Source organism: Pseudoalteromonas sp. S3431, from assembly GCF_000690035.1.
GTDB classification, from domain to species: domain Bacteria; phylum Pseudomonadota; class Gammaproteobacteria; order Enterobacterales; family Alteromonadaceae; genus Pseudoalteromonas; species Pseudoalteromonas fuliginea.
In genome coordinates, this window is record NZ_JJNY01000044.1 from 48,909 (window position 1) to 72,066 (window position 23,158).

25 protein-coding genes are annotated in these 23,158 nt (G+C 37.8%); 14 read left to right on the plus strand and 11 right to left on the minus strand.

The window, feature by feature from the left end; translation table 11 throughout:
- The first annotated feature begins 1 nt into the window (after window position 1).
- The 12 genes from DO88_RS08115 to DO88_RS08060 all read left to right on the plus strand — a co-directional run bounded on the left by DO88_RS08115 (window position 2) and on the right by DO88_RS08060 (window position 8,919).
- Window positions 2-973 carry a KpsF/GutQ family sugar-phosphate isomerase gene (locus DO88_RS08115; RefSeq protein WP_007378305.1) on the plus strand — a complete coding sequence of 324 codons (972 nt, stop codon included), beginning with the start codon at window positions 2-4 and terminating at the stop codon, window positions 971-973.
- On the plus strand, window positions 974-1,525 hold the full coding sequence (gene kdsC / locus DO88_RS08110; protein ID WP_007378304.1) for a 3-deoxy-manno-octulosonate-8-phosphatase KdsC: 552 nt from the start codon (window positions 974-976) through the stop codon (window positions 1,523-1,525).
- Entirely contained in the window at window positions 1,522-2,076 is a 555-nt protein-coding gene (lptC, locus tag DO88_RS08105) for an LPS export ABC transporter periplasmic protein LptC (protein ID WP_007378303.1), read from the plus strand. The genes kdsC and lptC overlap by 4 nt, the downstream gene beginning before the upstream one ends.
- On the plus strand, window positions 2,066-2,608 hold the full coding sequence (gene lptA, locus DO88_RS08100; protein ID WP_007378302.1) for a lipopolysaccharide transport periplasmic protein LptA: 543 nt from the start codon (window positions 2,066-2,068) through the stop codon (window positions 2,606-2,608). The genes lptC and lptA overlap by 11 nt, the downstream gene beginning before the upstream one ends.
- The gene (gene lptB, locus DO88_RS08095) at window positions 2,605-3,330 is read left to right on the plus strand and encodes an LPS export ABC transporter ATP-binding protein (RefSeq protein ID WP_007378301.1); all 726 of its coding nucleotides are present in this window, start codon (window positions 2,605-2,607) and stop codon (window positions 3,328-3,330) included. Before lptA ends, lptB begins: the two co-directional genes overlap by 4 nt.
- A gap of 69 nt (window positions 3,331-3,399) precedes the next feature.
- The gene (locus DO88_RS08090; protein ID WP_033039657.1) at window positions 3,400-4,899 is read left to right on the plus strand and encodes an RNA polymerase factor sigma-54; all 1,500 of its coding nucleotides are present in this window, start codon (window positions 3,400-3,402) and stop codon (window positions 4,897-4,899) included.
- A gap of 26 nt (window positions 4,900-4,925) precedes the next feature.
- Window positions 4,926-5,213: a ribosome hibernation promoting factor gene (gene hpf / locus DO88_RS08085; RefSeq protein ID WP_007378299.1), complete on the plus strand. Its 288-nt coding sequence runs from the start codon at window positions 4,926-4,928 to the stop codon at window positions 5,211-5,213.
- Window positions 5,214-5,217: 4 nt separating this feature from the next.
- Window positions 5,218-5,670, plus strand: a complete 453-nt coding sequence (gene ptsN, locus DO88_RS08080; RefSeq protein WP_033015583.1) for a PTS IIA-like nitrogen regulatory protein PtsN — start codon at window positions 5,218-5,220, stop codon at window positions 5,668-5,670.
- A 19-nt stretch (window positions 5,671-5,689) separates the two neighbouring features.
- Window positions 5,690-6,535: an RNase adapter RapZ gene (gene rapZ / locus DO88_RS08075; RefSeq protein WP_007378297.1), complete on the plus strand. Its 846-nt coding sequence runs from the start codon at window positions 5,690-5,692 to the stop codon at window positions 6,533-6,535.
- Between the two features lie 43 nt (window positions 6,536-6,578).
- Complete coding sequence (locus tag DO88_RS08070) at window positions 6,579-6,851, plus strand: HPr family phosphocarrier protein (RefSeq protein ID WP_033029547.1); 273 nt, start codon at window positions 6,579-6,581, stop codon at window positions 6,849-6,851.
- A gap of 101 nt (window positions 6,852-6,952) precedes the next feature.
- Window positions 6,953-8,311: a magnesium transporter gene (mgtE, locus tag DO88_RS08065; protein ID WP_007378295.1), complete on the plus strand. Its 1,359-nt coding sequence runs from the start codon at window positions 6,953-6,955 to the stop codon at window positions 8,309-8,311.
- A gap of 200 nt (window positions 8,312-8,511) precedes the next feature.
- Window positions 8,512-8,919 (plus strand): protein disulfide oxidoreductase, encoded by a 408-nt coding sequence (locus DO88_RS08060; protein WP_232224804.1) that lies wholly within the window; start codon window positions 8,512-8,514, stop codon window positions 8,917-8,919.
- Between the two features lie 183 nt (window positions 8,920-9,102).
- Here DO88_RS08060 and DO88_RS08055 read toward each other — a convergent pair whose 3' ends face one another.
- Both DO88_RS08055 and DO88_RS08050 read right to left on the minus strand, forming a co-directional pair.
- Window positions 9,103-11,280 (minus strand): YgiQ family radical SAM protein, encoded by a 2,178-nt coding sequence (locus tag DO88_RS08055; protein ID WP_007378293.1) that lies wholly within the window; start codon window positions 11,278-11,280, stop codon window positions 9,103-9,105.
- Between the two features lie 110 nt (window positions 11,281-11,390).
- Entirely contained in the window at window positions 11,391-13,583 is a 2,193-nt protein-coding gene (locus tag DO88_RS08050; protein ID WP_033039664.1) for a GGDEF/EAL domain-containing response regulator, read from the minus strand.
- Window positions 13,584-13,848: 265 nt separating this feature from the next.
- On the opposite strand from DO88_RS08050, the gene DO88_RS08045 reads away from it, so the two are divergent.
- Both DO88_RS08045 and DO88_RS08040 read left to right on the plus strand, forming a co-directional pair.
- The gene (locus tag DO88_RS08045) at window positions 13,849-14,388 is read left to right on the plus strand and encodes an SRPBCC family protein (protein WP_081824556.1); all 540 of its coding nucleotides are present in this window, start codon (window positions 13,849-13,851) and stop codon (window positions 14,386-14,388) included.
- Complete coding sequence (locus DO88_RS08040; RefSeq protein ID WP_007378289.1) at window positions 14,357-15,244, plus strand: TIGR03899 family protein; 888 nt, start codon at window positions 14,357-14,359, stop codon at window positions 15,242-15,244. The genes DO88_RS08045 and DO88_RS08040 overlap by 32 nt, the downstream gene beginning before the upstream one ends.
- 44 nt (window positions 15,245-15,288) lie before the next feature.
- On the opposite strand, the gene DO88_RS08035 is transcribed toward DO88_RS08040, so the two are convergent.
- The 9 genes from DO88_RS08035 to DO88_RS07995 form a co-directional block, all read right to left on the minus strand.
- Complete coding sequence (locus DO88_RS08035; RefSeq protein ID WP_033039667.1) at window positions 15,289-16,059, minus strand: TIGR04219 family outer membrane beta-barrel protein; 771 nt, start codon at window positions 16,057-16,059, stop codon at window positions 15,289-15,291.
- Between the two features lie 3 nt (window positions 16,060-16,062).
- The gene (locus tag DO88_RS08030) at window positions 16,063-17,049 is read right to left on the minus strand and encodes a DUF2333 family protein (RefSeq protein WP_007378287.1); all 987 of its coding nucleotides are present in this window, start codon (window positions 17,047-17,049) and stop codon (window positions 16,063-16,065) included.
- 8 nt (window positions 17,050-17,057) lie between these two features.
- The gene (locus DO88_RS08025) at window positions 17,058-17,567 is read right to left on the minus strand and encodes a copper chaperone PCu(A)C (RefSeq protein ID WP_007378286.1); all 510 of its coding nucleotides are present in this window, start codon (window positions 17,565-17,567) and stop codon (window positions 17,058-17,060) included.
- A gap of 79 nt (window positions 17,568-17,646) precedes the next feature.
- Window positions 17,647-17,973 (minus strand): hypothetical protein, encoded by a 327-nt coding sequence (locus DO88_RS08020; protein WP_007378285.1) that lies wholly within the window; start codon window positions 17,971-17,973, stop codon window positions 17,647-17,649.
- Between the two features lie 170 nt (window positions 17,974-18,143).
- Complete coding sequence (locus tag DO88_RS08015; protein ID WP_008135811.1) at window positions 18,144-18,350, minus strand: PspC domain-containing protein; 207 nt, start codon at window positions 18,348-18,350, stop codon at window positions 18,144-18,146.
- A 9-nt stretch (window positions 18,351-18,359) separates the two neighbouring features.
- Window positions 18,360-19,040, minus strand: coding sequence for a PspA/IM30 family protein (locus DO88_RS08010; RefSeq protein ID WP_008135810.1), 681 nt, complete (start codon window positions 19,038-19,040; stop codon window positions 18,360-18,362).
- Between the two features lie 244 nt (window positions 19,041-19,284).
- Entirely contained in the window at window positions 19,285-20,217 is a 933-nt protein-coding gene (gene dusA, locus DO88_RS08005) for a tRNA dihydrouridine(20/20a) synthase DusA (RefSeq protein ID WP_033029558.1), read from the minus strand.
- Between the two features lie 393 nt (window positions 20,218-20,610).
- Window positions 20,611-22,287, minus strand: coding sequence for a methyl-accepting chemotaxis protein (locus tag DO88_RS08000; RefSeq protein ID WP_232224805.1), 1,677 nt, complete (start codon window positions 22,285-22,287; stop codon window positions 20,611-20,613).
- 57 nt (window positions 22,288-22,344) lie between these two features.
- A complete protein-coding gene (locus tag DO88_RS07995) occupies window positions 22,345-22,809 on the minus strand; it encodes a hypothetical protein (protein WP_007378741.1) in 465 nt (154 codons plus the stop codon).
- Window positions 22,810-23,158: the final 349 nt, after the last annotated feature.

Sequence of the window (23,158 nt, forward strand, 5' to 3'; positions counted from 1 at the left end):
AATGACGACGCTGAACTTTATCGAACAGGGTCTTCGTGTTCTCAATATTGAACGCCAAGCACTTAATGACATAGCGCAATATGTAGATGAAAACTTTCATCAAGCATGCCAATTAATGTTTGACTGCGAAGGTCGAATTATTGTTATTGGCATGGGTAAATCAGGCCATATAGGTAATAAAATTGCAGCAACACTTGCAAGTACAGGAAGCCCTGCCTTTTTTGTACACCCAGGCGAAGCTAGCCATGGCGATTTAGGAATGATCACCAAAAACGATGTTGTCATGCTTATTTCAAACTCAGGTGAGACGAGTGAAGTTTTAAATATTATCCCTGTTTTAAAACGCCTTGGCGCAAAAATAATCGCCATGACAGGCAATACTAAATCGACCATGGCAACACATGCAAATGTACATGTATGCATTAAAGTAGAAAAAGAAGCATGCTCTTTAGGGTTAGCACCAACGGCGAGCACTACAGCGACTCTTGCTATGGGCGATGCGATGGCAGTGGCTCTGTTAGAAGCTCGTGGTTTTACCGCCGATGATTTTGCGCTTTCTCACCCTGGGGGCAGTTTAGGCAAACGATTATTACTAACCTTAAAAGATGTTATGCACAGCGGCGCAAATACACCTATTATTAGCGTTTCACAAACCGTAAAAGATGCACTTATTGAAATGTCAGCCAAAGGCCTTGGTATGACAGCCATTGTTGATAAAAGTAATCAGCTAGTGGGATTATTTACCGACGGTGATTTACGCCGTATTTTAGAGCAAAGACTAGATATTCATACAACACAAATAGACCTTGTTATGACTAGGTCATGCACAACAGCTACACAAGATATTTTAGCTGCTGAAGCGCTTAATATAATGGAACACAAACGTATAAATGGCTTGATTGTTGTTAATGAGCAAAACCAGCCTATTGGCGCACTAAATATGCAAGACTTATTAAAAGCAGGAGTATTATAAATGCAATTTGAAGAACTCTATCAACCGCTGAGTGCTGATGCAAAAGCACGTGCTAAAAAAGTAAAACTACTTATATGCGATATTGATGGTGTATTTTCTGATGGCCGAATTTATCTTGGCAATCAAGGTGAAGAGCTCAAAGCATTTAATACAAAAGATGGTTTTGGCATTAAAGCGCTTATAAACAGTGGCTTTGAAGTGGCTGTTATTACTGGTCGCCATTCGCAGATAGTGCAACAACGTATGACCAGTTTAACAGTACAACATATTTATCAAGGTCAAGAAAACAAGCTTATTGCTTACGAAGAGCTAAAAAACAAGCTTCACCTAAGTGATGATCAAATTGCCTATATTGGTGATGATGGCCCCGATATGCCAGTAATGGAATTAGTCGGGTTTGCCGTTGCAGTTAACGATGCTCACCCACTAATCAAGCGTTTATCACATTACACGACACAGATGCTGGGTGGTTTTGGCGCAGTGAGAGAACTAACCGACTTACTTATGCTAGAGAACGACAAACCACTTACTAGCAAAGGTACTAGTTCATGAATACAGCGCGCATAATTTTAAGCGTTTTATTCATCAGCTGTATGGTTTGGCTTTGGTACCCTTATTTTGCACAAACAAATATGACAGCTCAGGTTGAAGCTGAAGTTATCGCTAAGCCTGATTATATTGCTATTGAGCTAAAACAAACGGCCTATGATGAAAATGGTAAAATTAATCATAAAGTTACAGCTGCTAAAATGGAATTATATCAACAGCTAGGCTTTACCTTTTTTGAAAAGCCCATTTTCACCTTATATAACGAAAAACAAACATGGCGAATAAATGCAGACGAAGCAACGTTATATGAAGGAAAACAATTAATTTTAGAAGGTAACGTGGTTGCCAAGAATCTTACTGATAATGCAATGATAGACAAGATTAATGCGGATAATATTCAAGTAGATATAAAACTACTCACGATGCGTTCAGAGCAACCCGTTATTGTTACGGGACCCAATTTAAAGATCACCGGTAAAGGCCTTGAAGCCGATTTAAAAACTGAAGTGATAAAACTTATTAACCATACGCGAACTATATATTATGACCAATAAAATTTCAAAAATACTTATTATTCCGACACTTATACTAGCTTTCAACCTTAGCGCTGCTGAACAAGCGATTCAACCTGCAGCGAATCAAATATCAATAAGTGCCGACAAACAAGAAGGCCAATTAAAAGAAAACGTCGGAATTTTTGAAAAAAATGTTGAGATTATTCACGGCAACCGCCGTATTACAGCCGACCGTTTAGAAGTACATAAACGTGATGAATTAGGCGATAATAAACAGCTACTAATTGCAACTGGTAGCCCTGCATATTTCGAAGAAAAACAAACTGATGGCACTATAATGAGCGCCAGCGCAAACGAAGTTCGTTATGATGTAGCTAAACGATTTTTAACCCTTATTGGCGATGCACAAGTATCGCAAGCGGGTCAAAAAATAAATGCCAAGAGTATTACTTACGATATGCAACAGCAATTAATTAGCGCTGAAAAAGACGAAAACTCAACCGATCGTGTGCATACTATTTTAGTACCTATTGAGACTAAAAAAGAAAAAAACGATAAAGGTCAGCCATGAGTACATTAAAAGCAGAACTATTAGCTAAAAGTTATAAAGGCCGTGAAGTTGTAAAAAATGTAGGTCTGGAAGTAAAGGCTGGCAGCATAGTCGGGTTACTTGGCCCTAATGGTGCAGGTAAAACCACAACGTTTTATATGATTGTAGGCCTTGTACCTAGTGATAAAGGCAAGATTTCTATCGACGATAACGATATTACTCTTTTACCTATGCATAGTCGTGCTAGATTAGGCATTGGTTACTTACCCCAAGAATCATCAATTTTTAGAAAGCTTACTGTTTATCAAAATTTAATGGCTATTTTAGAAACACGTAAAGAGCTAAATAAGCAAGCAAGAGAAGACACACTTAACAATTTATTAGATGAATTTAGTATTCAGCACATTCGTGATAGCCAAGGTATGGCATTATCAGGAGGCGAGCGTCGCCGAGTTGAAATAGCGCGAGCACTAGCCGCTGATCCTAAATTTATATTGCTTGATGAGCCTTTTGCTGGTGTTGACCCTATTTCAGTGTTAGATATAAAGAAAATAATAGAACATCTTAAAAATCGTGGTATTGGTGTGTTAATTACCGACCATAATGTAAGAGAAACTCTTGATGTTTGCGAAAAAGCCTACATAGTTTCTCATGGTGAGTTAATTGCATCAGGCACTCCAGAACACGTATTAAACGATAAAACAGTACGTGATGTTTATTTAGGCGAGCAATTTAGGCTGTAACATTTACGCCATGTCTTTAAGCATCTGCTAGTATTAATTATAACAACATAAAAGGATTGTTAGAGATACATGAGGCAATCATTACAGCTGCGCATGGGCCAGCAACTTACAATGACTCCACAGCTGCAACAAGCAATTCGCCTGTTGCAACTCAGTACATTGGATCTCCAGCAAGAAATACAAGAAGCACTCGACAGCAACCCCCTATTAGAGGTTGAAGAGCAAGATTACGCCGAAGATTCTACTGGTAAAAACGAGCAAAAAGCAGATAACGACGATGTCACTGTTAGCGCAAATGCTGATGATGTTCCGAGCGAATATGAGCAAGACAGTGGTGAAGCACTTGCTAAAGATACGCTAAGTGATGAAATGGCTATGGATGTTAGTTGGGATGAATATATGAGCGCAGCCCCAGCGTCATCATCAGGACCAATGCCTGAAGATGAATCTATATACCAAGGCTCCTCAACTGAAACGCTCCATGAATACCTAATGTGGCAACTACAACTGACTCCCTTTAGTCCTACCGATGAAGCGATTGCGATTGCGATTGTTGAAGCCGTCGATGATTCGGGTATTTTAACGCTGAGCTGCGAAGAAATTTTAGAAAGTTTTAATCAAGAGAACGAAGAAGACAACGAAGTTGAACTTGACGAAATAGAAGCTGTTTTAAAACGAATTCAATTGTTTGACCCTGTTGGTATTGCAGCACGTAGTTTACAAGAATGCTTATGTATTCAGCTGAACCAATACGATAAAGAAACACCCTATATTAATGAAACAAAAATGATTTTAACCGAGCACATTGATCTATTAGCTGCTCGCGACTATCGTACATTAATGAAAAAAACAAAGCTCAAAGAAGAAGAGCTTAAAGAAATAATGACTTTAATACATACTCTTAGCCCAAAACCGGCGGATACTATAGTTAGAGAAGAATCTGAGTATGTAATTCCTGATGTATCGGTGAAAAAAATAAAAGGTCGCTGGGTTGTTGAACTAAACCCAGATAGCATGCCTAAAATCAGAGTCAACAGCCAATATGCAGCAATGTCACGCACCGTTAAATCAAGTGGTGATAGCCAGTTTATTCGCTCGCATCTACAAGAAGCTAAATGGTTTATTAAAAGTTTAGAAAGTAGAAACGATACACTATTAAAAGTAACTAATTGTATTGTTAAGCAACAACAAGGTTTTTTTGAGCATGGCCCCGAAGCCATGAAACCAATGGTTTTAAATGATGTAGCAGAAATGGTCGAAATGCACGAATCAACTATTTCACGCGTAACAACTCAAAAATATATGCATACACCTCGCGGTATTTTTGAGCTTAAATATTTTTTCTCAAGCCATGTAAGTACTGAAAATGGAGGCGAATGCTCATCAACAGCAATACGCGCTCTCATTAAAAAATTAATCGCAGCAGAAAACTCAGCAAAACCATTGAGTGATAGTAAAATTGCAGATATATTAGCTGAGCAAGGAATAAAAGTAGCGAGACGTACAATCGCAAAGTATCGCGAATCTCTAGCTATTCCACCGTCAAATCAGCGAAAAAGTTTGATTTAAGACGCTAAACAAAGAGGGTAATGCTTATGCAACTAAACTTAACTGGTCGTCACGTAGAAGTAACTGATTCATTAAGAGATTATGTAAATACCAAATTTGCGAAGCTAGAAAGACACTCAGATCATATTAATAATGTTCATGTCATTCTTGATATAGAAAAATTAAACCAAAAAGCTGAGGCAACGATTCATGTAAGTGGAGCTGAGTTATTTGCCTCTACTGAACATCAAGATATGTACGCCGCCATTGACTCGCTGATTGACAAGCTCGATCGCCAAGTTATTAAACACAAAGAGAAGCTTGCTCGACACTAATATTATGAAATTAAGTTCACTTATATGCCAGGACTGCAGCAGAGCTGCGGTCCTTTTTAATAGTAAAAAAAGAATTTTAGAGTTCATCAGTCAACTTGCTCATGACAAGCTCCCATATCTTTCTCAACAAGATATTCTCAGCGCCTTAATGAATAGAGAAAAACTGGGAAGCACTGGTATAGGAAGAGGCATTGCAATCCCTCATGGGCGAATGAGCGGCGCAGAAGAGCCTTTAGCACTCGTATTAGTAAGCGAAACACCTATTAATTTTGATGCAATAGATAATCGCCCTGTTGATATATTTGTTGCTCTCATCGTACCTGATGGCGATAACCAGCAGCACTTAAAGACGCTCGCAACGATAGCTGATAAACTAAATAATAAAGATTTTTGTAAACAGTTACGCAGCGCAAAATCAGATACTGAACTGTATCAAGTTATTGTAGAACAATCGTAATTAACATAATGGGTGATAAATGGAATTAATTATCATAAGTGGCCGTTCCGGTTCTGGAAAATCGGTTGCTTTACGCGTAGTTGAAGATTTAGGTTATTATTGCGTAGATAATATTCCAATTAATCTGCTACCTTCTTTAGTGAGAAGTGTATCTGATAACTACGACAAAATTGCAGTTAGTATTGATGTCCGGAATTTACCAAAAGAGCAAGACGAATTTAACGATATCCTTGAATACTTACCTGGCTTTGCTAAACCGACTCTGTTTTATCTAGACAGTGAGGATCAAACATTAATTAAACGTTTTTCTGAGACTCGCCGTCTACACCCGTTATCAGTTGACTCATTACCTCTTGATTTAGCAATAAAAAAAGAAAAAGAACTACTCGATGTTCTCACTACTCGCGCTGACTATATGATCGACACGAGTGATTTAAGTGTTCATCAACTTGCTGAATCAATTCGTGAAAAAATTCTGGGTAAAAAAGATAAACAACTCATTGTTACTTTTGAGTCGTTTGGCTTTAAACACGGCATTCCTAAGGAAGCTGATTATGTCTTTGATGCACGCTTTTTACCGAACCCACATTGGGAGCCAGAATTAAAACCTTTAAATGGCTTAGACCAACCCGTAAAGGATTACTTAGCCAGCCACAGCATTGTCCAAAAGTTCACTTGGCAAATTCAAACTTTTGTACAAACATGGTTGCCACATTTAGAGCGAAATAACCGTAGCTACTTAACTATTGCTATAGGTTGTACTGGTGGGCAACATCGCTCAGTATATTTAGCACAAACGATTGGTGAAAGTTTTTCGATGACACATCCAAATGTAAAAATCCGCCATAGAGAACAAGAAAAATAACTCATTCAAAATAATCATCTGTTCAGCTTAGGTAGAGTAACTTATGCGTTTAGAAGACACTTTTTTAATAAAAAATAAATTAGGACTTCATGCAAGAGCCGCTACAGTATTAGCGCAACTTGCTATTAAATTTGATGCCTCAATCATGATATATCAAGATGATAAAGAAGCGCCTGGGGACAGTGTATTGGCTTTAATGCTACTGGAAAGCAGTCAAGGAAAAGAGGTAAAAGTAGTGTGTGAGGGCCCTGATGCCGAACAAGCTTTACATGCCGTTGGTCAATTGATAGCACAACGCTTTAATGAAGAAGAATAGCACTTAGCTAAAAACCGAAACTAAGATAAACTAAATGTGGTTAATTACCCCATTAATAAACCTCCCTATCCATAGTTATATAAAAATCAATAAGGACGCCAATGCCTGAAGCTTTTGAACAAGACTATCCACTACAACAATTAAAACAAGTGACAAAGTCGCTTAACAGTGGTCAATTTGTTCAAGTTAGGCGGATGTTAGCAAAAACAGCTCCTTGTGATACCGCATTATTATTAGAGTCATCGCCGCATAAAATTCGCCGACTACTTTGGCAATTGGTTGACCCTGATGTACAAGGTGATGTTCTTGAAGAGCTTTCCGAAGATGTTCGTTTAGGCATTATTGCCCAAATGGAACCTGAGCACATTGCAGCCGCAACTGAAGACATGGGCCACGATGACTTAGGTGAAGTACTCCGTAGTTTACCAGACACCGTTTATAAAGACGTTGTCAGCGCGATGGATATTCAAGACCGTGAGCGTGCAACGCAAGCACTTTCATATCAAGAGCGTTCAGCTGGCGCGCTAATGAACACCGATACGGTAACCATTCGCCCTGATGTAACGCTCGATGTTGTACTTAGATATATTAGGCTACGTGGGGAGCTACCAGAAGGTACAGATGATCTATATGTTGTTGATAAACACAACTGTTTTATAGGCGCTCTATCACTGAGTACGTTATTAACGAACCCACCTGAAAAAATTGTTCGCGATTTAATGGATGAAGATTGTGAATCAATCCCAATTTCAATGGATGAAAGTGAAGTCGCGCAACTATTTGAGCGCCATAATTGGATATCAGCACCTGTTGTGGATGATAACGATCAATTACTTGGTCGTGTCACTATCGATGATATTGTTGACGTAATTCGAGAAGATGCAGAGCATAGTTTACTAGGCTTAGCCGGTCTAGATGATGAAGAAGATACCTTTGCGCCAGTACTCAAAAGCTCTAAAAAACGTTCAGTTTGGTTAGGTGTCAATTTACTAACCGCACTTGCAGCGGCCTTTGTTGCTAGCTTTTTTGAAGGAACACTAGATGTTTTACCTATTTTGGCGGTACTAAACGGTATTGTCCCTTCTATGGGTGGCGTTGCAGGAAGTCAATCGTTAACGCTTGTTATACGCGGTATTGCGGTAGGCCATATAAACCAAACAAACCAACGCTTTTTAATGATGAAAGAACTTGCCATTGGTGCATTAAACGGTATTTTGTGGTCATTATTAATTGCAGGTGTTATTGCCCTATGGCAATGGGACTTTATGCTTGGTGGTGTACTTGCCTTCGCTATGTTTATGAACTTAGTCGTGGCTGGTGTGGCTGGCGCAAGCATTCCAATAATACTTAAAAGAATGAATATAGACCCCGCACTTGCAGGGAGTGTGGTGCTAACCACTGTGACAGATATTGTTGGTATATTCGCCTTTTTAGGAACTGCTACCTGGTTGCTGGTATAAATTAGAAATTTTTGCAAATAACTAAAGTAAAAAATACTTAGGGTAAAGCTGCAACTATGACAACGAATATCAAGAATAAAAAAGAGACACCTAAAAAAACGCTAAAACAAAAAGGGTTATCAATATTAAAAAGTGTATTGGTATATGGCTCCATATTTTTCGTCATTTATACTGCCGTCAATTGGTGGCGGCAACCTGTCATGCCAGCAAATCCTCAATTACAATTAACAGATTATAAAGAGCAAAACATTGATCTAGCAGCAATGAGCCAAGATAAACCAACCCTTGTGTATTTTTGGGGAACTTGGTGCTCTATTTGTAGTATTACCTCCCCTGCCATAAACGAACTCGCAAACGAGAATAATTATCCTGTCGTGAGCATCGCAATAAAATCAGGTTCTGATCAAGAACTACATAACTATCTAAATGATCATGGCTACAGTTTTACGACCGTCAACGATCAACACAGTGAGATATTTACCGATTGGCAAGGGCAAGTCACGCCATCTTATATAATCTTAAAAGATAATAAAATGACGCAAGGGCTAACAGGTATTCAGCCGTTATGGTCACTTAAATTACGTTTGTGGTTATCATCAACGTTATAAGGAAGAACTGACTGCAAATATATAGGCACTAAATACGCGCAGCTCAAAGAGGGGGCTCTAAAAGCTCACTCTTTATCATCTACAATAATATTGATAATAAAGAGCAAGGTTAACTCAACTTACGTATTACGAAGGCTGAAAAGCGCGTATCGCAATTAAACTAATAACTGGCAGATTGAATTACTAACGTGTACTTTGACGATTACCACCTACTTTTGGTTTAGTGTTTGCCTTTTTAAATTGGCTAAAACCGGTATGTCGCGTTAATGCTGGTCGCCCGCCTTTTTTACCGCCTTTACCTATTTTTTCATCACGCCCTTCTTCTGGCACTAAACAGTTAGGCCCTTTACCAATTAAATTAGCTTTACCCATTTTACGTAGTGCTTCACGTATCATCGGCCAACCTGCTGCATCATGGTAGCGTAAAATAGCTTTATGCAATCTACGTTGGCGAGCGCCTTTAGGTACTGGAACAACTTCTGAGTTGTTTTTTATATTACGTAAAGAGTTCATCTCTGTATGGTAAATAGTCGTCGCATTAGCCATAGGTGATGGGTAAAAATTTTGTACCTGATCAAGCTTAAAGTCGTTTGATTTAAGCCATAAAGCCATATTTACCATGTCTTCATCTTTTGTACCTGGGTGAGCAGATATAAAGTAAGGAATTAAATACTGCTTTTTACCGGCTTCTTTAGAGTACTTATCAAATAGTTCTTTAAATTGATCGTACGCTCCCATACCTGGTTTCATCATTTTTGATAATGGACCATCCTCTGTATGCTCTGGCGCTATTTTTAAGTAGCCACCCACATGATGAGTTACTAACTCTTTAACGTAACGAGGGTCGCGTACAGCTAGGTCATAACGAACACCTGAAGCAATCAATACCTTTTTAATACCCTTAACTTCACGTGCTTTTTTATACAAATCTATTGTTGGCGTATGATCTGTATCCATGTGTTTACAAATATCAGGATATACACATGATAAGCGTCTACAGGTACTCTCTGCCTTTTTGCTCGTACAGCGCAGCTTATACATATTCGCCGTTGGACCACCTAAATCAGAAATAACACCAGTAAAGCCGGGAACTTTATCTCTAATTTGTTCAATTTCTTCAATAATAGATTCTTGCGAACGACTTTGAATAATGCGCCCTTCATGCTCTGTAATTGAGCAAAACGAACAACCACCAAAACAGCCACGCATAATATTAACTGATGTTTTAATCATATCGTAAGCAGGTATTTTAGCATCACCATAACTTGGGTGAGGAATACGCTGATACGGCAAACCAAATACAGCATCCATTTCATGTGTTTCTAACGGGTATGCTGGCGGGTTTACCCAAATAGAACGATCGCCGTGTCGCTGAAACAGCGCTCTTGCACAACCAGGATTTGTTTCTTGATGCAAAATGCGCGAGGCGTGGGCGTACAAAGGTTTGTTAACACTTACTTGCTCATAAGCAGGTAACTTAACGTAGGTTTTTTCCCACGGTTTAGGTCGCGCAGGCTGAACCATAATTGGTTTTGCAGCTTCAGCTTTTAAATCAATACCGGCTTGTTTAAATTCAGATTTACTACAGCCAACATCATCCGCGCCATATGGGTTTGGAATAGGGTCGATTTTACCAATTTTATCAATAGCGGTAGAATCACTGCCACGCCAACCAGGTAGGGGCTCTTTTCGAATAACAGCCGTGCCGCGAATATCCTGAATCGTATCCATCGTTTCGCCCGCCGCAATACGGTGTGCAACTTCAACTAACGGGCGCTCTGCGTTGCCATAAATTAAAATATCCGCTTTTGCATCAAACAAAATACTACGACGTACTTTTTCTTGCCAATAATCATAATGAGCAATACGACGAAGGCTAGCTTCAATACCACCAATAACAATTGGGATACCTTTGTATGCTTCACGGCATTTTTGCGAGTAAATCATTACGGCACGATCGGGGCGTTTACCGCCGACGTTATCAGGTGTGTAAGCATCATCATGACGCATACGCTTTTCGGCAGTATAGCGGTTGATCATTGAATCCATGTTCCCAGCTGTTACACCAAAAAATAAATTCGGTCTGCCTAGCTCCATAAATGCATCTTTAGAGTCCCATGCTGGCTGGGCAATAATGCCCACTCTAAAGCCTTGCGCTTCAAGTACACGGCCAATTACCGCCATACCAAAACTAGGATGATCAACGTACGCGTCGCCACTGATAATAATTATGTCGCAGCTATCCCAGCCAAGTGCATCCATTTCTTCACGTGTAGTAGGTAAAAATGGCGCGGTGCCATAACATTCAGCCCAATATTTAGGGTATGAAAATAAGGCGCGCTTAGCTTTGAGTGTGCTCATAAATTTAGCCGTAGAATAACAAAAGGCGCGAATTATACCTTATAGCATTGTTTATATATACAACATTACAATGTGTGATGTGGCTTTAGCTGTAAAATCATAATTTAACTTTAATTATTTTGCTTATTAATAAACTCAATTAATTCGTGCTCAGGCATCGGCTTGGCATACATAAACCCTTGCACCTCATCGCACCCTAAATCTTTCAAAAATTTAGCTTGTTCCTGCGTTTCAACTCCTTCTGCAATCGTTTTTAAACCCAACTTAGCACCAAGTGATATAACCAAAGCAGCTATTGCACCTGTGTCATCATTTGGTAAACCTTTAATAAACGCCCTATCTATTTTTAATCTATCAATTGGTAAACTCTGGATATAACTTAAAGATGAAAAGCCTGTACCAAAATCATCAATAGCCACCTCAACACCTAATTTTTTGAGTTCTTGGAGTGTATTAATGACAGTTTCTAACTCATCCATAACCACACTTTCAGTTACTTCCAACTCTATATTTTTTGGCTGCACACCATATTTTAATAATGTATTTTTAACGGTTTGTGCATACCCTTTTACTTTAAATTGTGGAACAGATACATTTACTGCAATGCAAATATCTGCGCCGGCACTTTCCAATCGTTTTTGTTGCTGGCATGCTTGCTCTAATACCCATTGTCCTATATCAACTATTAGCCCTGCATCTTCAGCTAAGGGAATAAATACAGCAGGTGAAATATAAGTGCCATTTTCTAAAGGCCAGCGCAAAAGCGCCTCACAGCCAATTAATGATAGATCATTAAACGCCAATTGAGGCTGATACCACACCTCTAGTTTATTTCTAGCAAAATCATGCCTTAGTTGCCTAATAATACCGAGTCGCCATGCAATGGCGTCCTCCATATCAACGCAGTAATAAACACCTTCTTTATGTTTATTCTTTTTAGCTTGATTAAGCGCAATATAAGCTACTTTGAGGGTTTCAATACCTGTACTTTGAAAATCTTGCTGTTGACATAAACCAATTTTAAACCCCACCGGTAATATATGCTCTGCAGCACAAAATGAAATACTAAGTTTTTCGTTAAAGTCTGTAATATTAAATTCATTTTTAAGGATAACAAAACCAAATACATCAGCCCCAATACGTGATAGTAATTTAGCTGTTGGATAAATTTCCTTTAAACGCTCAACAATAGCAATTAATAACTTATTACCAACCTCTTGCCCTAAACCATTATTAACATCCGAAAAATTCATTACATCAAGTAAAACAAGAAGGTAGTCATTTTTTTGTGGCTTTTGATAGCGATCTATTCGCTCAATAAAATTAGTTCGATTGGAAATACCTGTCAGTACGTCTCTGTAAGCCGCATCTCTCAACTTAACAAATAGCCTAACGTTATCTAAAGCAATGCTTACATTTGCAAAAAATATTTCTGCAAATTGCAATTGAGTACGCGTTATCACTTCGTCGCATTCAATATAAATGGCTGCTTTTCTGTGCTTACTTCTTAAAACAAATGTAGCGCTAGTATCTGTATATTGATGTTTTTTTTGACTAAAAGACGCTTCTACTTCATTGTATATCCGACTATCAACCTCAGCTAAATTTTCTCCAAAGTATGTTTCATAGCGCGTGCAACCACCCAAGACTTGAATGTAATTATTACCATCTAGTTTGCTGCAAATTAAGCCTTTATCCGGACACTGTAAAATAACACTTAAGTGCTTTATAATTCTTCTGCACAGTACTTTTATGTCGGTCTGTCCTAAAATAGACTTCGAAGCCGATAAAATAGAGTCCATTGCTTTATGCTGGTACTCTAATTGGCCAATTTGTTCATATGAGCGAATTGCGGTAATTAAAGAGGTGACGAGCTTAGAACGTGTTAATTCCGTTTTTGTTTTATAATCATTGATGTCATATTCACGAGTTACTTTTTCTTCAGGTATACTACCGGCTTGCCCCGTACGTAAAATAATCCTAACATGTTGGTTATTAAGCTCCTCACGGACCCGCCTTACAACCTGTAAACCTGCATCATCAGTTTCCATTATCACATCTAAAAAAATGACTGAGATTGAGTTTTTTCGAGATAATATAGCAATAGCTTCAGCACCAGAATAAGCATCATGAAATCGAAATCCAGCTCCTTTGTATTCCAACCCAGAGAGAGCTAATTTAGTTACAGAATGAATAGCAGGATCGTCATCGACGATTAAAATATCCCAACAATCAGAAGGCTCTGAGATGACTTCATCATGGTCTTCTTTTAAAAATAAAAAACCGCTCGATTCTGATGACATTCATGCTCCTATTAATAACAAGCAAAAAAACAACCAACTTAAAAACAATAACTTAGTAAAAACAACAGCTCAACATTCTCGTTAACACCTTAGTTAGGATTAGATTGTTTGAACTTCTAAGTTTACAGCTTTAGATTTTGATTTTGGTTTACAACTCTACTCATACTATAGTCTACTAATGGAAAGTTGTTATATTTTAAGTAAATAATTCAGTTAAGGCCTAATTATTAAATTATTAAAAACACTGTTAAAATGTCTCTTAATTTTGTTACTCACTATTATTATTATTGGCTTAATGCTTCCTCAAAACTATAGCGTCAATAAGACTATCGAAGTGAATGCAAGTATTCGTACTATCAAATCATTAACAACCGATTTTGATGAATGGCATAAATGGTCTCCTTGGCAACAAGTCGATCCATCCATTAAATTTGCAGTTAGTGAACCAAGTGCTGGTATTGGAGCTCATCAATCATGGATCAGTAAATGGGGGCATGGTGAGATGACAATTACTGCATTAAATGATCGTAAGATGGTATTTAATACCTTATTAAATAATGAACATATCGTACAAGGCACATTGACGTTTACAACTAATAGTAACAACAGTGTAAATGTAGAGTGCCATATTGAAGGGCAAGCAACGACAATACTTGTTTCTGGTTACATGGCTATATTTAGCGAATATGTGCTCAATAATACAATTGCATTAGGGCTAAATAATTTAAAAACAGTTGCTCAACTAAGTGATATACAAAATGTAATGGAAAGTCATGACAGTCAAAACAGCACAAGCAAGAATTAATCTCGCAAACATCATAGAATCATTACTTGGTTACTCTATAACCAAGGTAGGAAGTAATGGTGCACTCTCAAACGATGAAAAAAACTATAACCCACAGGGGAAAATAAAACCGCTGTACCATATTAGTAGCGATAATTCAGTTTTAGCTCGCGCTCAAAAGCGACAAGATTTACTACTTATTAAGCAACAGCAAAATATTGAAACAATCTTAGCGATGGCAATGGCGTTTTGTCCCGATGTAGCAAGTAGCAAACAACCTGATGCGGATTGGGTAGAGCACTTTATTGGGCTCTGTGAAGACACCTCAAACGAATCAATGCAAACATTATGGGCAAAAATACTTACAGGCGAAACTCTCAATCCTGGAACATTTTCAATTAAGAGCCTGCAAACACTTAAGCACATGACTCAGCGCGAAGCCGATGCATTACAAAAATGTGTATCACTAAGTAGCTATAACGAAAAAGACGACAGTCACTTTATTTTACTCGGATTTTATAAAAAACCATCGATTTTTGATTTACTACGCAAAGGCAATAAAGTATCTCTAAATTTAGGAAAAACAGGTATCAGCTTTCCTGACATTTTAACTTTAATGGATCTTAACTTATTGTATCGAAAAGAAATTGAATCAGCCGTGTTAAAATCAGGGCAAGAACTTACGCTTTCATTTTTTTCTCAAAAAGTAACGTTAAAAGCAAAAAGCAATGATTTAGTACTGAGTTATTACAAATTCACTCAAACGGGTGATGAGCTATCTAAACTAATAAACGTTCCAGTAAATAAAGTGTATAAACAATTAATAAATAGTGCATTAGAAGTAGAATTTGATTTAGCGTGGCATGCTACTAAGTAGTAAACCACGCTATAAAATCACTCAACTAGTTATCAAGTGAGTAATTAAAAGTGAATCTGAATACCTGCAAATGGGCCAGATGCATCGATATCTGTAGTAATATTATCTACATCATCAAGTTCTAATACCATGGAGCGATATCCAGCTTTAACTGCAACATCAATCGCTAGGTTATCAATAAATTCCCACGCAATACCCACTTGGTAATCTTGTACTTTACTATCGTCTATAGCCAAAAAGCTACCTTCAAAAAACACACTTAAACCAGTAAATGGCAGGCCGGCTTCTGCACGACCATAAGCAAGTGGTACAAAACCTGAAAAATCAACGGTTTCAGTAAAGTTAGTGTTGCCACTTTGAGTAGTACCCGTTACAGCAATCTCACCATCAAACTGTTTCGCATTCAAACCTAAATCAATAGAGATTAAGTCGTTATCAAAAATTTCGTAATACAGAATATAATCAATGTGTGTTAGATCGCTAATTGAATTAACTGTCGTACCAACCACATAGTCTGAACCATTAAAGCTAAATGTATCAGTTAAAACTGCAGAACCGTTTAGTTCAAGTTCGGTATACTTTAATTTAATATTAGGCACTAACGGTACTGGGTGCTCAAGGGCTGCGTAATAACTTATAAATGTTTCATCTTCAAAATTGAAATCTTGAGATGCATTATTTTTATAAGAAAACTGACCATCATTATCTGATTTCCAGCCATCAACCCCTACATATAAACCTAATAAAGTGTCAGCGTGTGCTGCAGATGCTAAACATGCCATTGAAAGGGCTGCTGCTAAACAATACTTTTTCATTTTTTATCCTTGAGCTAGTAGTTCGCTAAGTTCGATTAAAGCCGCATTGGCTCTAGAAATATAATTTGCCATAACTAAGGAATGATTAGCCACATAGCCAAAACCATTCCCATTTAAAATTATTGGGCTCCACACCGTTTCTTGGGTTGCCTCAAGTTCACGTATTATTTGTTGCACACTAACACGGGCATTTTTCTTCTCAAGTACATCTGCAAAGTCATACTCTACCGCTTGTAAAAAGTGTAACAACGCCCAAGTTGCGCCACGAGATTCATAAAAAACATCATCAATTTTTAGCCAAGGTGTTCTGACTTGCTGTTGTAATGGTGCAAGAGTCGCTTGTTTATTTGACGAATTTCCAGCTAAATCAGTATTCACTTTTTCTTGGCCGACACTGGCACTTAAACGTTGGCTTAAGCTACCTAAGCGCTTTTCCGCTTCTTTTAACCAACTACGTAGATTATCAGCTCGCGCATAAAATTGGCTATCACGTTCGTGCTGATTCGCTATTTGTGTACGATAAACGACTAGATAATCAATTCCTTTTTGATACTCTCCCTCCGCGCTTGGCCATGCCCACGCTTCAGAGCTTATATTAAACTGTGGCTGTGCTTTTTTGAGTGCTTCATGCTCTGTTGATTGCGATTGCGAACGGCTAAAATCTTTTCGCATAGAAAGCGCTAAATCACGCGTCATTTCTAACGCACCATATTCCCACGCTGGCATGTCATCCATAATAATACTTGGCGGTATAACATCATTCGATAAATAACCACCCGGTTTATTTAGTATCGTACTCGCTACCTCAATAAGCGTTGCCGTTGTTGTATAACCTGTAACTATTTTTTCATTACGTAACTGCGCTTGCTCTTTTGCATTAGCGACAACATCAAAACGTGCCGGTTCAGTACTCCAATAAACAGCAATTGCGTAAAATATGATAAGCAGTAAAACAATTGTTCCTGCTATTTTTCCTTTATGTTGCGACATGTGTACTCCTAATGATGAGCGTGTTGAGTAGATGGTTTTGACTGCTTAGCTTGCGTTTCAAGCGACACCACTTGAGCATTAGTAAACAAGCGGTTACCGTCACTAAAATATAGCGTGAGTTTACGTTCTTGCCCTACTTTTAATGGCTCTAATGGTTCAAATGCCATTAAATGATAACCGCCTGGTTGGAAGCTGACACTTTCATGCGCTTTAATTACAACCGATTCAACTTGTTGCATTTTCATCATGCCGTCTACATGTGAATGCTCGTGTATTTCCACACGCCCTAAGCCATCAATCGTTGCCTTAGTTAAAGTGGCGTTTGTTCCACTGTGATTAATAAGCGTTAAATAGCCTACAGTTGCAGTACTGGCAGGTAAAAACTCCCTCACTTGCGCGTTAGTTACTTCGAGTACAGCCACATCAGAACCATGCTCGTGCCCTGAATGCGCCGCCAATGATGACGTAAATAAACCTAACATTAACGCTGAAGCCATCGAAAAAAACTGCTTTGTCATCATTTCATCCCTAGTGAAAACATTAAATTACAGGCTAAATTTAACATAGTTAACCCATAATAGTCAGTCAAATTAAGGATTAAGAGGCTACTTTTTTGTTATCAGCAACAAGCCAACACAACACTGCAACAAATAGTAACGGCCATGCAATCATTATTGATCCGAATAAAAACGCTAAAACAGTCCCAGCTAATGCCACAACACCCGCTCCAACTAATCCCATAGTAATTAAAGCCACTACCGCAACCACAGCAACAATTGCGGCCAAAGCACCTACAAGCTCAAGCCCTGCCCAGCTAATATCAGCAATCCATAATGGTAACTGCCAAGAATCAACATGCACAAACGCTATTAAATCAGTAAACAGTAATAAATAGATAAATACACATACTGCCAAAGCTTTCATAGTAATTCTCCTTATACCAACCGGCTTATATATGGGTCTATTTAACGATAAGAAAATTGCGCTATAACTAGGCAAAAGTTTTTATATCTAGTTGTTCTAAATAAAAAATTCAACAACGCTATAGAGTGATTTAATTCGTTAAATTGTTCAAATATTTATGCCTCTTAGTATTAATACTCTTTATTTTCAAGGCTGCAATGCGCTATAAAATAACCAAGTGCAATTGCAAATGGAAAACTCAAAAATAATAAAATAGTAACTAGGCGGGTTGCCCATACTGGAAAGTCCAATCTATGTGCTAAACCACTACAAACACCCGATATTTTTTTATTCAAAGTATCTTTATACCAACCTCGTTGACGATTAAAGCTGTTCATAGCAATCTCCTAAGCAGTGTGTTTTAAATTAGTATTTAAGTTCGCTTTTAAGCGAGCCAGTTCAGCATCAATTTTTTCATTTTTAACTAACGACTCAATTTGGGCACTGGTAGAGCTTGCTGTATCAGTCAGCTCATAAGCCTCTACTTGAGCTTCAATGCCTTCAACACGCTGCTCTATTTGTTCAAAACGAGACAACGCATGGGCAACTTTATCACTTTGTAATTGCGTATTAATTCGCTCTCTAGCAATAACAACATGATGACGTTGCATTAACTGAGCTTGCTTTGTTTTAGCCATAGCCATTTTTTGCTGCAAGCGTTCACAATCAACCTTAATTTTTGCAATAGACTCTTGCAATGTTTCTAGTTGATTTTGCTTATTTTCAATGCTTTCGTTAACGCGTTGCTTCTCAAGTAAGGCTGATTTAGCAAGGTCATCACTGCCCTTCTCAACCGCACGTTCTGCTTTAATTTGCCAAGCTGCTAATTCTGTTTTTTTAGTATCAATTTGGCGATTAATTACTTTCTCTTCACACAATAAAGCGGCTGCTGTACTACGACACTCATTCAATGCATCTTGCATCTCGGTAAGCATTAGGTTTAAAAGTTTTTCAGGGTCTTCAGCTTTATCAAGCATGGCGACAATGTTTGATTGAATTACATCATTTACGCGGTTAAATATTCCCATGGTATTCTCCTGTTGATTTTTAATTAATTTCAACAAGAAGATTCCAAGAGTTGTGCCAAGTTCATAAAAACAATGAAAAACAGCCTAATATCAACAATATAATTAATAAACAATTAAATTTTTAGTGACTTTAAGCTGAATAGCATTGAGTGTAATTAGCCAATAAATTATGCTTTTGACTAATTTTTAGGATCAAAAAAGCCACTTGAAAGTGGCTTAAATTTAGAATTTTTAAAGCTTAGTTTTATTCGGGTACAAAGCTTAATGCTTTATCCATTACTGATAAATCGGCTTGCTTACCGTGACCACTTTCAGAAAGGTGGCGTCTAAAACCTCGCGCACCAGGCTGCCCCTGAAAAATACCGAGCATGTGACGTGCAATATGCCAAAAATTAGCACCCAAACGCATTTCTTCTTCAATATAGCTGTACATTGAGCGTACTACATCGTGGCGTGATTGCGTGTTTGCAGTATCACCATAAATTTTCTCATCAACGTCATTGAGCATAAATGGGTTACTGTAAGCTTCACGCCCAATCATTACACCATCAATATGTTGTAAATGTTCTAGGCTCTGCTCAATTGTTTTAACACCGCCATTTAGGCTTAAGTCTAGCTGCGGATAATCTTTTTTAAGTTGGTAAACACGTGGGTAATCAAGCGGTGGAACTTCACGATTTTCTTTTGGACTTAAACCATTGAGCCATGCTTTACGAGCATGAATAATAAAATCATCACACCCTACTTTATGCGACGCCTCAATAAGCGCACACAAAAACTCATACGAATCTTGCTCATCAATACCAATACGTGTTTTAACGGTAACAGGGATGCTTACTTCGTTTTTCATTGCTGCAACACACTCAGCAACTAATTGAGGCTCTGCCATTAAACATGCGCCAAATCGGCCATTTTGAACTCTGTCTGACGGGCACCCTACATTTAAATTTATTTCGTCATAGCCACGCTCACCTGCTAGCTTTGCACATTGCGCAAGCGCTTTAGGATCAGAGCCACCAAGTTGCAGCGCAACTGGGCCTTCGTGTTTATTAAAATGTAAGTAATCGCCTCGACCAAATAAGATAGCCCCTGTGGTTATCATTTCGGTATAAAGCACAGTGTGTTTAGTCATTTTGCGATGAAAAGTACGACAATGACGATCAGTCCAATCAAGCATTGGGGCTACAGAAAAGCGTCTATCCAAAGTACATTTATTCAAAGCAAACCTCAGGGTATTAAGTTATTAAGCACAGCTTAAAAGGCGCTGTATTTTACACAAAAGCCTAGCGGGCATCAATGCAAAGCAAACACCTAAAAACTAAAATAATGAGCTACACCATTTAAAAGACAATCGGTGTAGCCGAGCTTAAAATAAACCATATGGCTCTACTAATAAATTTACGCAAATATCATTAATTTGTGTACACGACAGTCATTAAACTAATACCACTGCCCCAAGACAATTACATAACCCATAAAATCATTAATTATCAAAGAAATATACATCTTTAAATTAGTAATGATGTTACCGAATTGCCACACTTCCATTGCTTCTATATAAAAACATAATTTAAACTTTAAATTTATTCAAATTAACTCTTAAATTAGCAATATATCGGGCGATACTTTCATTTGCTTCTGACGTATTTTTTGCTCCTGTAGATGTTTCTATTGCAATATCAGTAATATTAATTAAATTTTGATTTATTTCGCTTACAACAGCAGACTGCTCTTCCGCTGCGGTAGCAATCTGTAAGTTTAGGTCCGTAATCTCATTAACAGCAATGGCTGAGTTGGCAAATATTTCTGACGTTTCAGTACTTTTTTTAAGGCATTCGTCAGCACTACTAATCCCTTTATTCATACTAACAACCGCATTTTTCGCCTCACTTTGTAAGCGAGTAACCAGCCCTTGTATATCAACAGTTGAGACCTGTGTTCGTTGAGCAAGTGCCCTGACTTCGTCCGCTACAACAGCAAAACCTCTACCAGTATCACCAGCACGAGCGGCTTCTATTGCAGCATTTAAAGCGAGTAAATTGGTTTGTTCGGCAATACTCTGTATTGTATCTAAAACGCTGCCGATATTATTTGTTTCTGTAACAAGGCACTCAATTACGGTACTTGCTTCATCTATTTCTTTAGCTAAACGCTGAATAACAACTTTTGCCTCAGAAGCTTCTGCCTTGCCCTTTAATACACGCTCTTTGACTGCTTCTGTTACATCAGAAGCATTCTGGGTATTACTCGCAACTTCTAAAGTTGTACAGTTCATTTCTTCTACTGCTGTTGAAACCATTTCGGTTTCAGCTCTTTGCTTTTCAACATTAACTACCGTTTCCTGCATAACAGTTACGGCAAACTTTGATGAGTCGTCTAATTGCGATAAATGTATATTAGCTTCATTTATTGTCTCTCTTAGCATTGATAAAAATTTGTTGAACGCTCTTGCTGTATCGCCAGTTTCATCGCCGGCGCTTTCATCAAGCTTTAACGTTAAATCGCCATCGCCATCAGCTATTTCAACTAATCTATTTTTTAGCATATTCACAGGCAAAGCGATTGCTCTGCTAATCATATATGACAAAACAACACCCACAATAACGGAGAAGATAAATATATAAAGAATAAGGTTAATACCTTGCTTTTCATCATTTTCAGCTTGCAAAGCTGAGTTTAAAGTAAACTGCTGGATCTGAGAGAGTAAAGCTATAAGTTTTTCCTCAAATTTATCTTCTGCGACTTCTATTAACATTATTTTATCATCCAAGCTGCCAACGGATTGCGTTTTAGTGGCCTCAATAATGTCATTAATATTCAGAGAAATACTTTGGTATTCTTTATTTAAAAGCTTCAGGTCACTCGCTAGCGAAGTAAAACTCGCTTTTGCCTCTTCACTGTGCAAATAATCAATAGAATCGGTGACAAATTTTTCTGACTTATTAAATTCACTTTGAATTTTTTGCGTTAATGACGTGAGTTTATTCTCGATTTCTTCATTGGCTTTACCTGGTTCTAAACTTGCGTGTAATAAAGCTCGCTGAAAAAATATCGTTTGTTCTAATTTGTGCTCAGACATTGCAGTAAGCATGTTGCTGAGCGGAATATCTCGCTCAGCTATATCAACCAGCTCTATACCAATTTTGTTCATTTGTGTTAAAGATATAATCCCAATTACCACCATTAATAATATTTGTGATATTCCTAGGCAGTATATTTTACTTGTAATAGATAACTTATTTAACATTTTAGACCCCTTCATATTTTAGGCTTAAACCTAACTTTACTGTTACAAAGTAAAAACTTAAAAAGGTCGAGTAATAGCTAAACCGACAACTACTGCTTCTTCATCATCAATAAAATCGACAGCTATCGTTGGTGCTATACCAAAATCACCGACATGAAAATCATAAGCAGAGCTAATGCGGTATAAATCTTCATTATGGGGGTGAGCTCCGCCTATACGCTCTTCACCATAACCAACACCTAAACGAACATTTTTAGTCGGGTGATAATAGAGCGAAGCCAAAGCAACCGCCGTTCCATCTCCATGATGTGCATCATTTGTACGCTCAAATACCACTCCAGCTCCCCATTTTTGAGTGATTTTATATTCATACTCAACACCAAACGTAAACTCACTTTCACTGTCAAAATGTGTAGTGCCAATAAAAACGCCTGGTATATGTTTCACCTCGTCACCCGCTTGAACAGCAGGAGTCAAAAATATAAAAAAACACGCTGTAAATTTTAGAACTTTATTTTTCATAATCTTCTCTTGTAAATAAGGAAACAAACAAACCCTCCAGCATCACATCAACGTTAGTATTCCTTACAACAAAGCCAAAAATGTAATAACTAATAAACAATTAAGAAAAACATTTATTCTACATGGAGGGTGGTATTGTTAATAAATATAGGCAGGATTATTTACTTAGTAAAATTTTTTATAAAATCAGTTAAAAAATAAAAACAATACTATTTTACTTACACCAATCGGCTTAGATTTGAGGTCTATTAACAATAATTAAATTGCACTGTAGCTAGGCCGTGTTGATCTTTGTGAATAGAAATTTGTTCAATCTAGGGGCGATTAAATCGCGGCGCGAGGTTTGTAA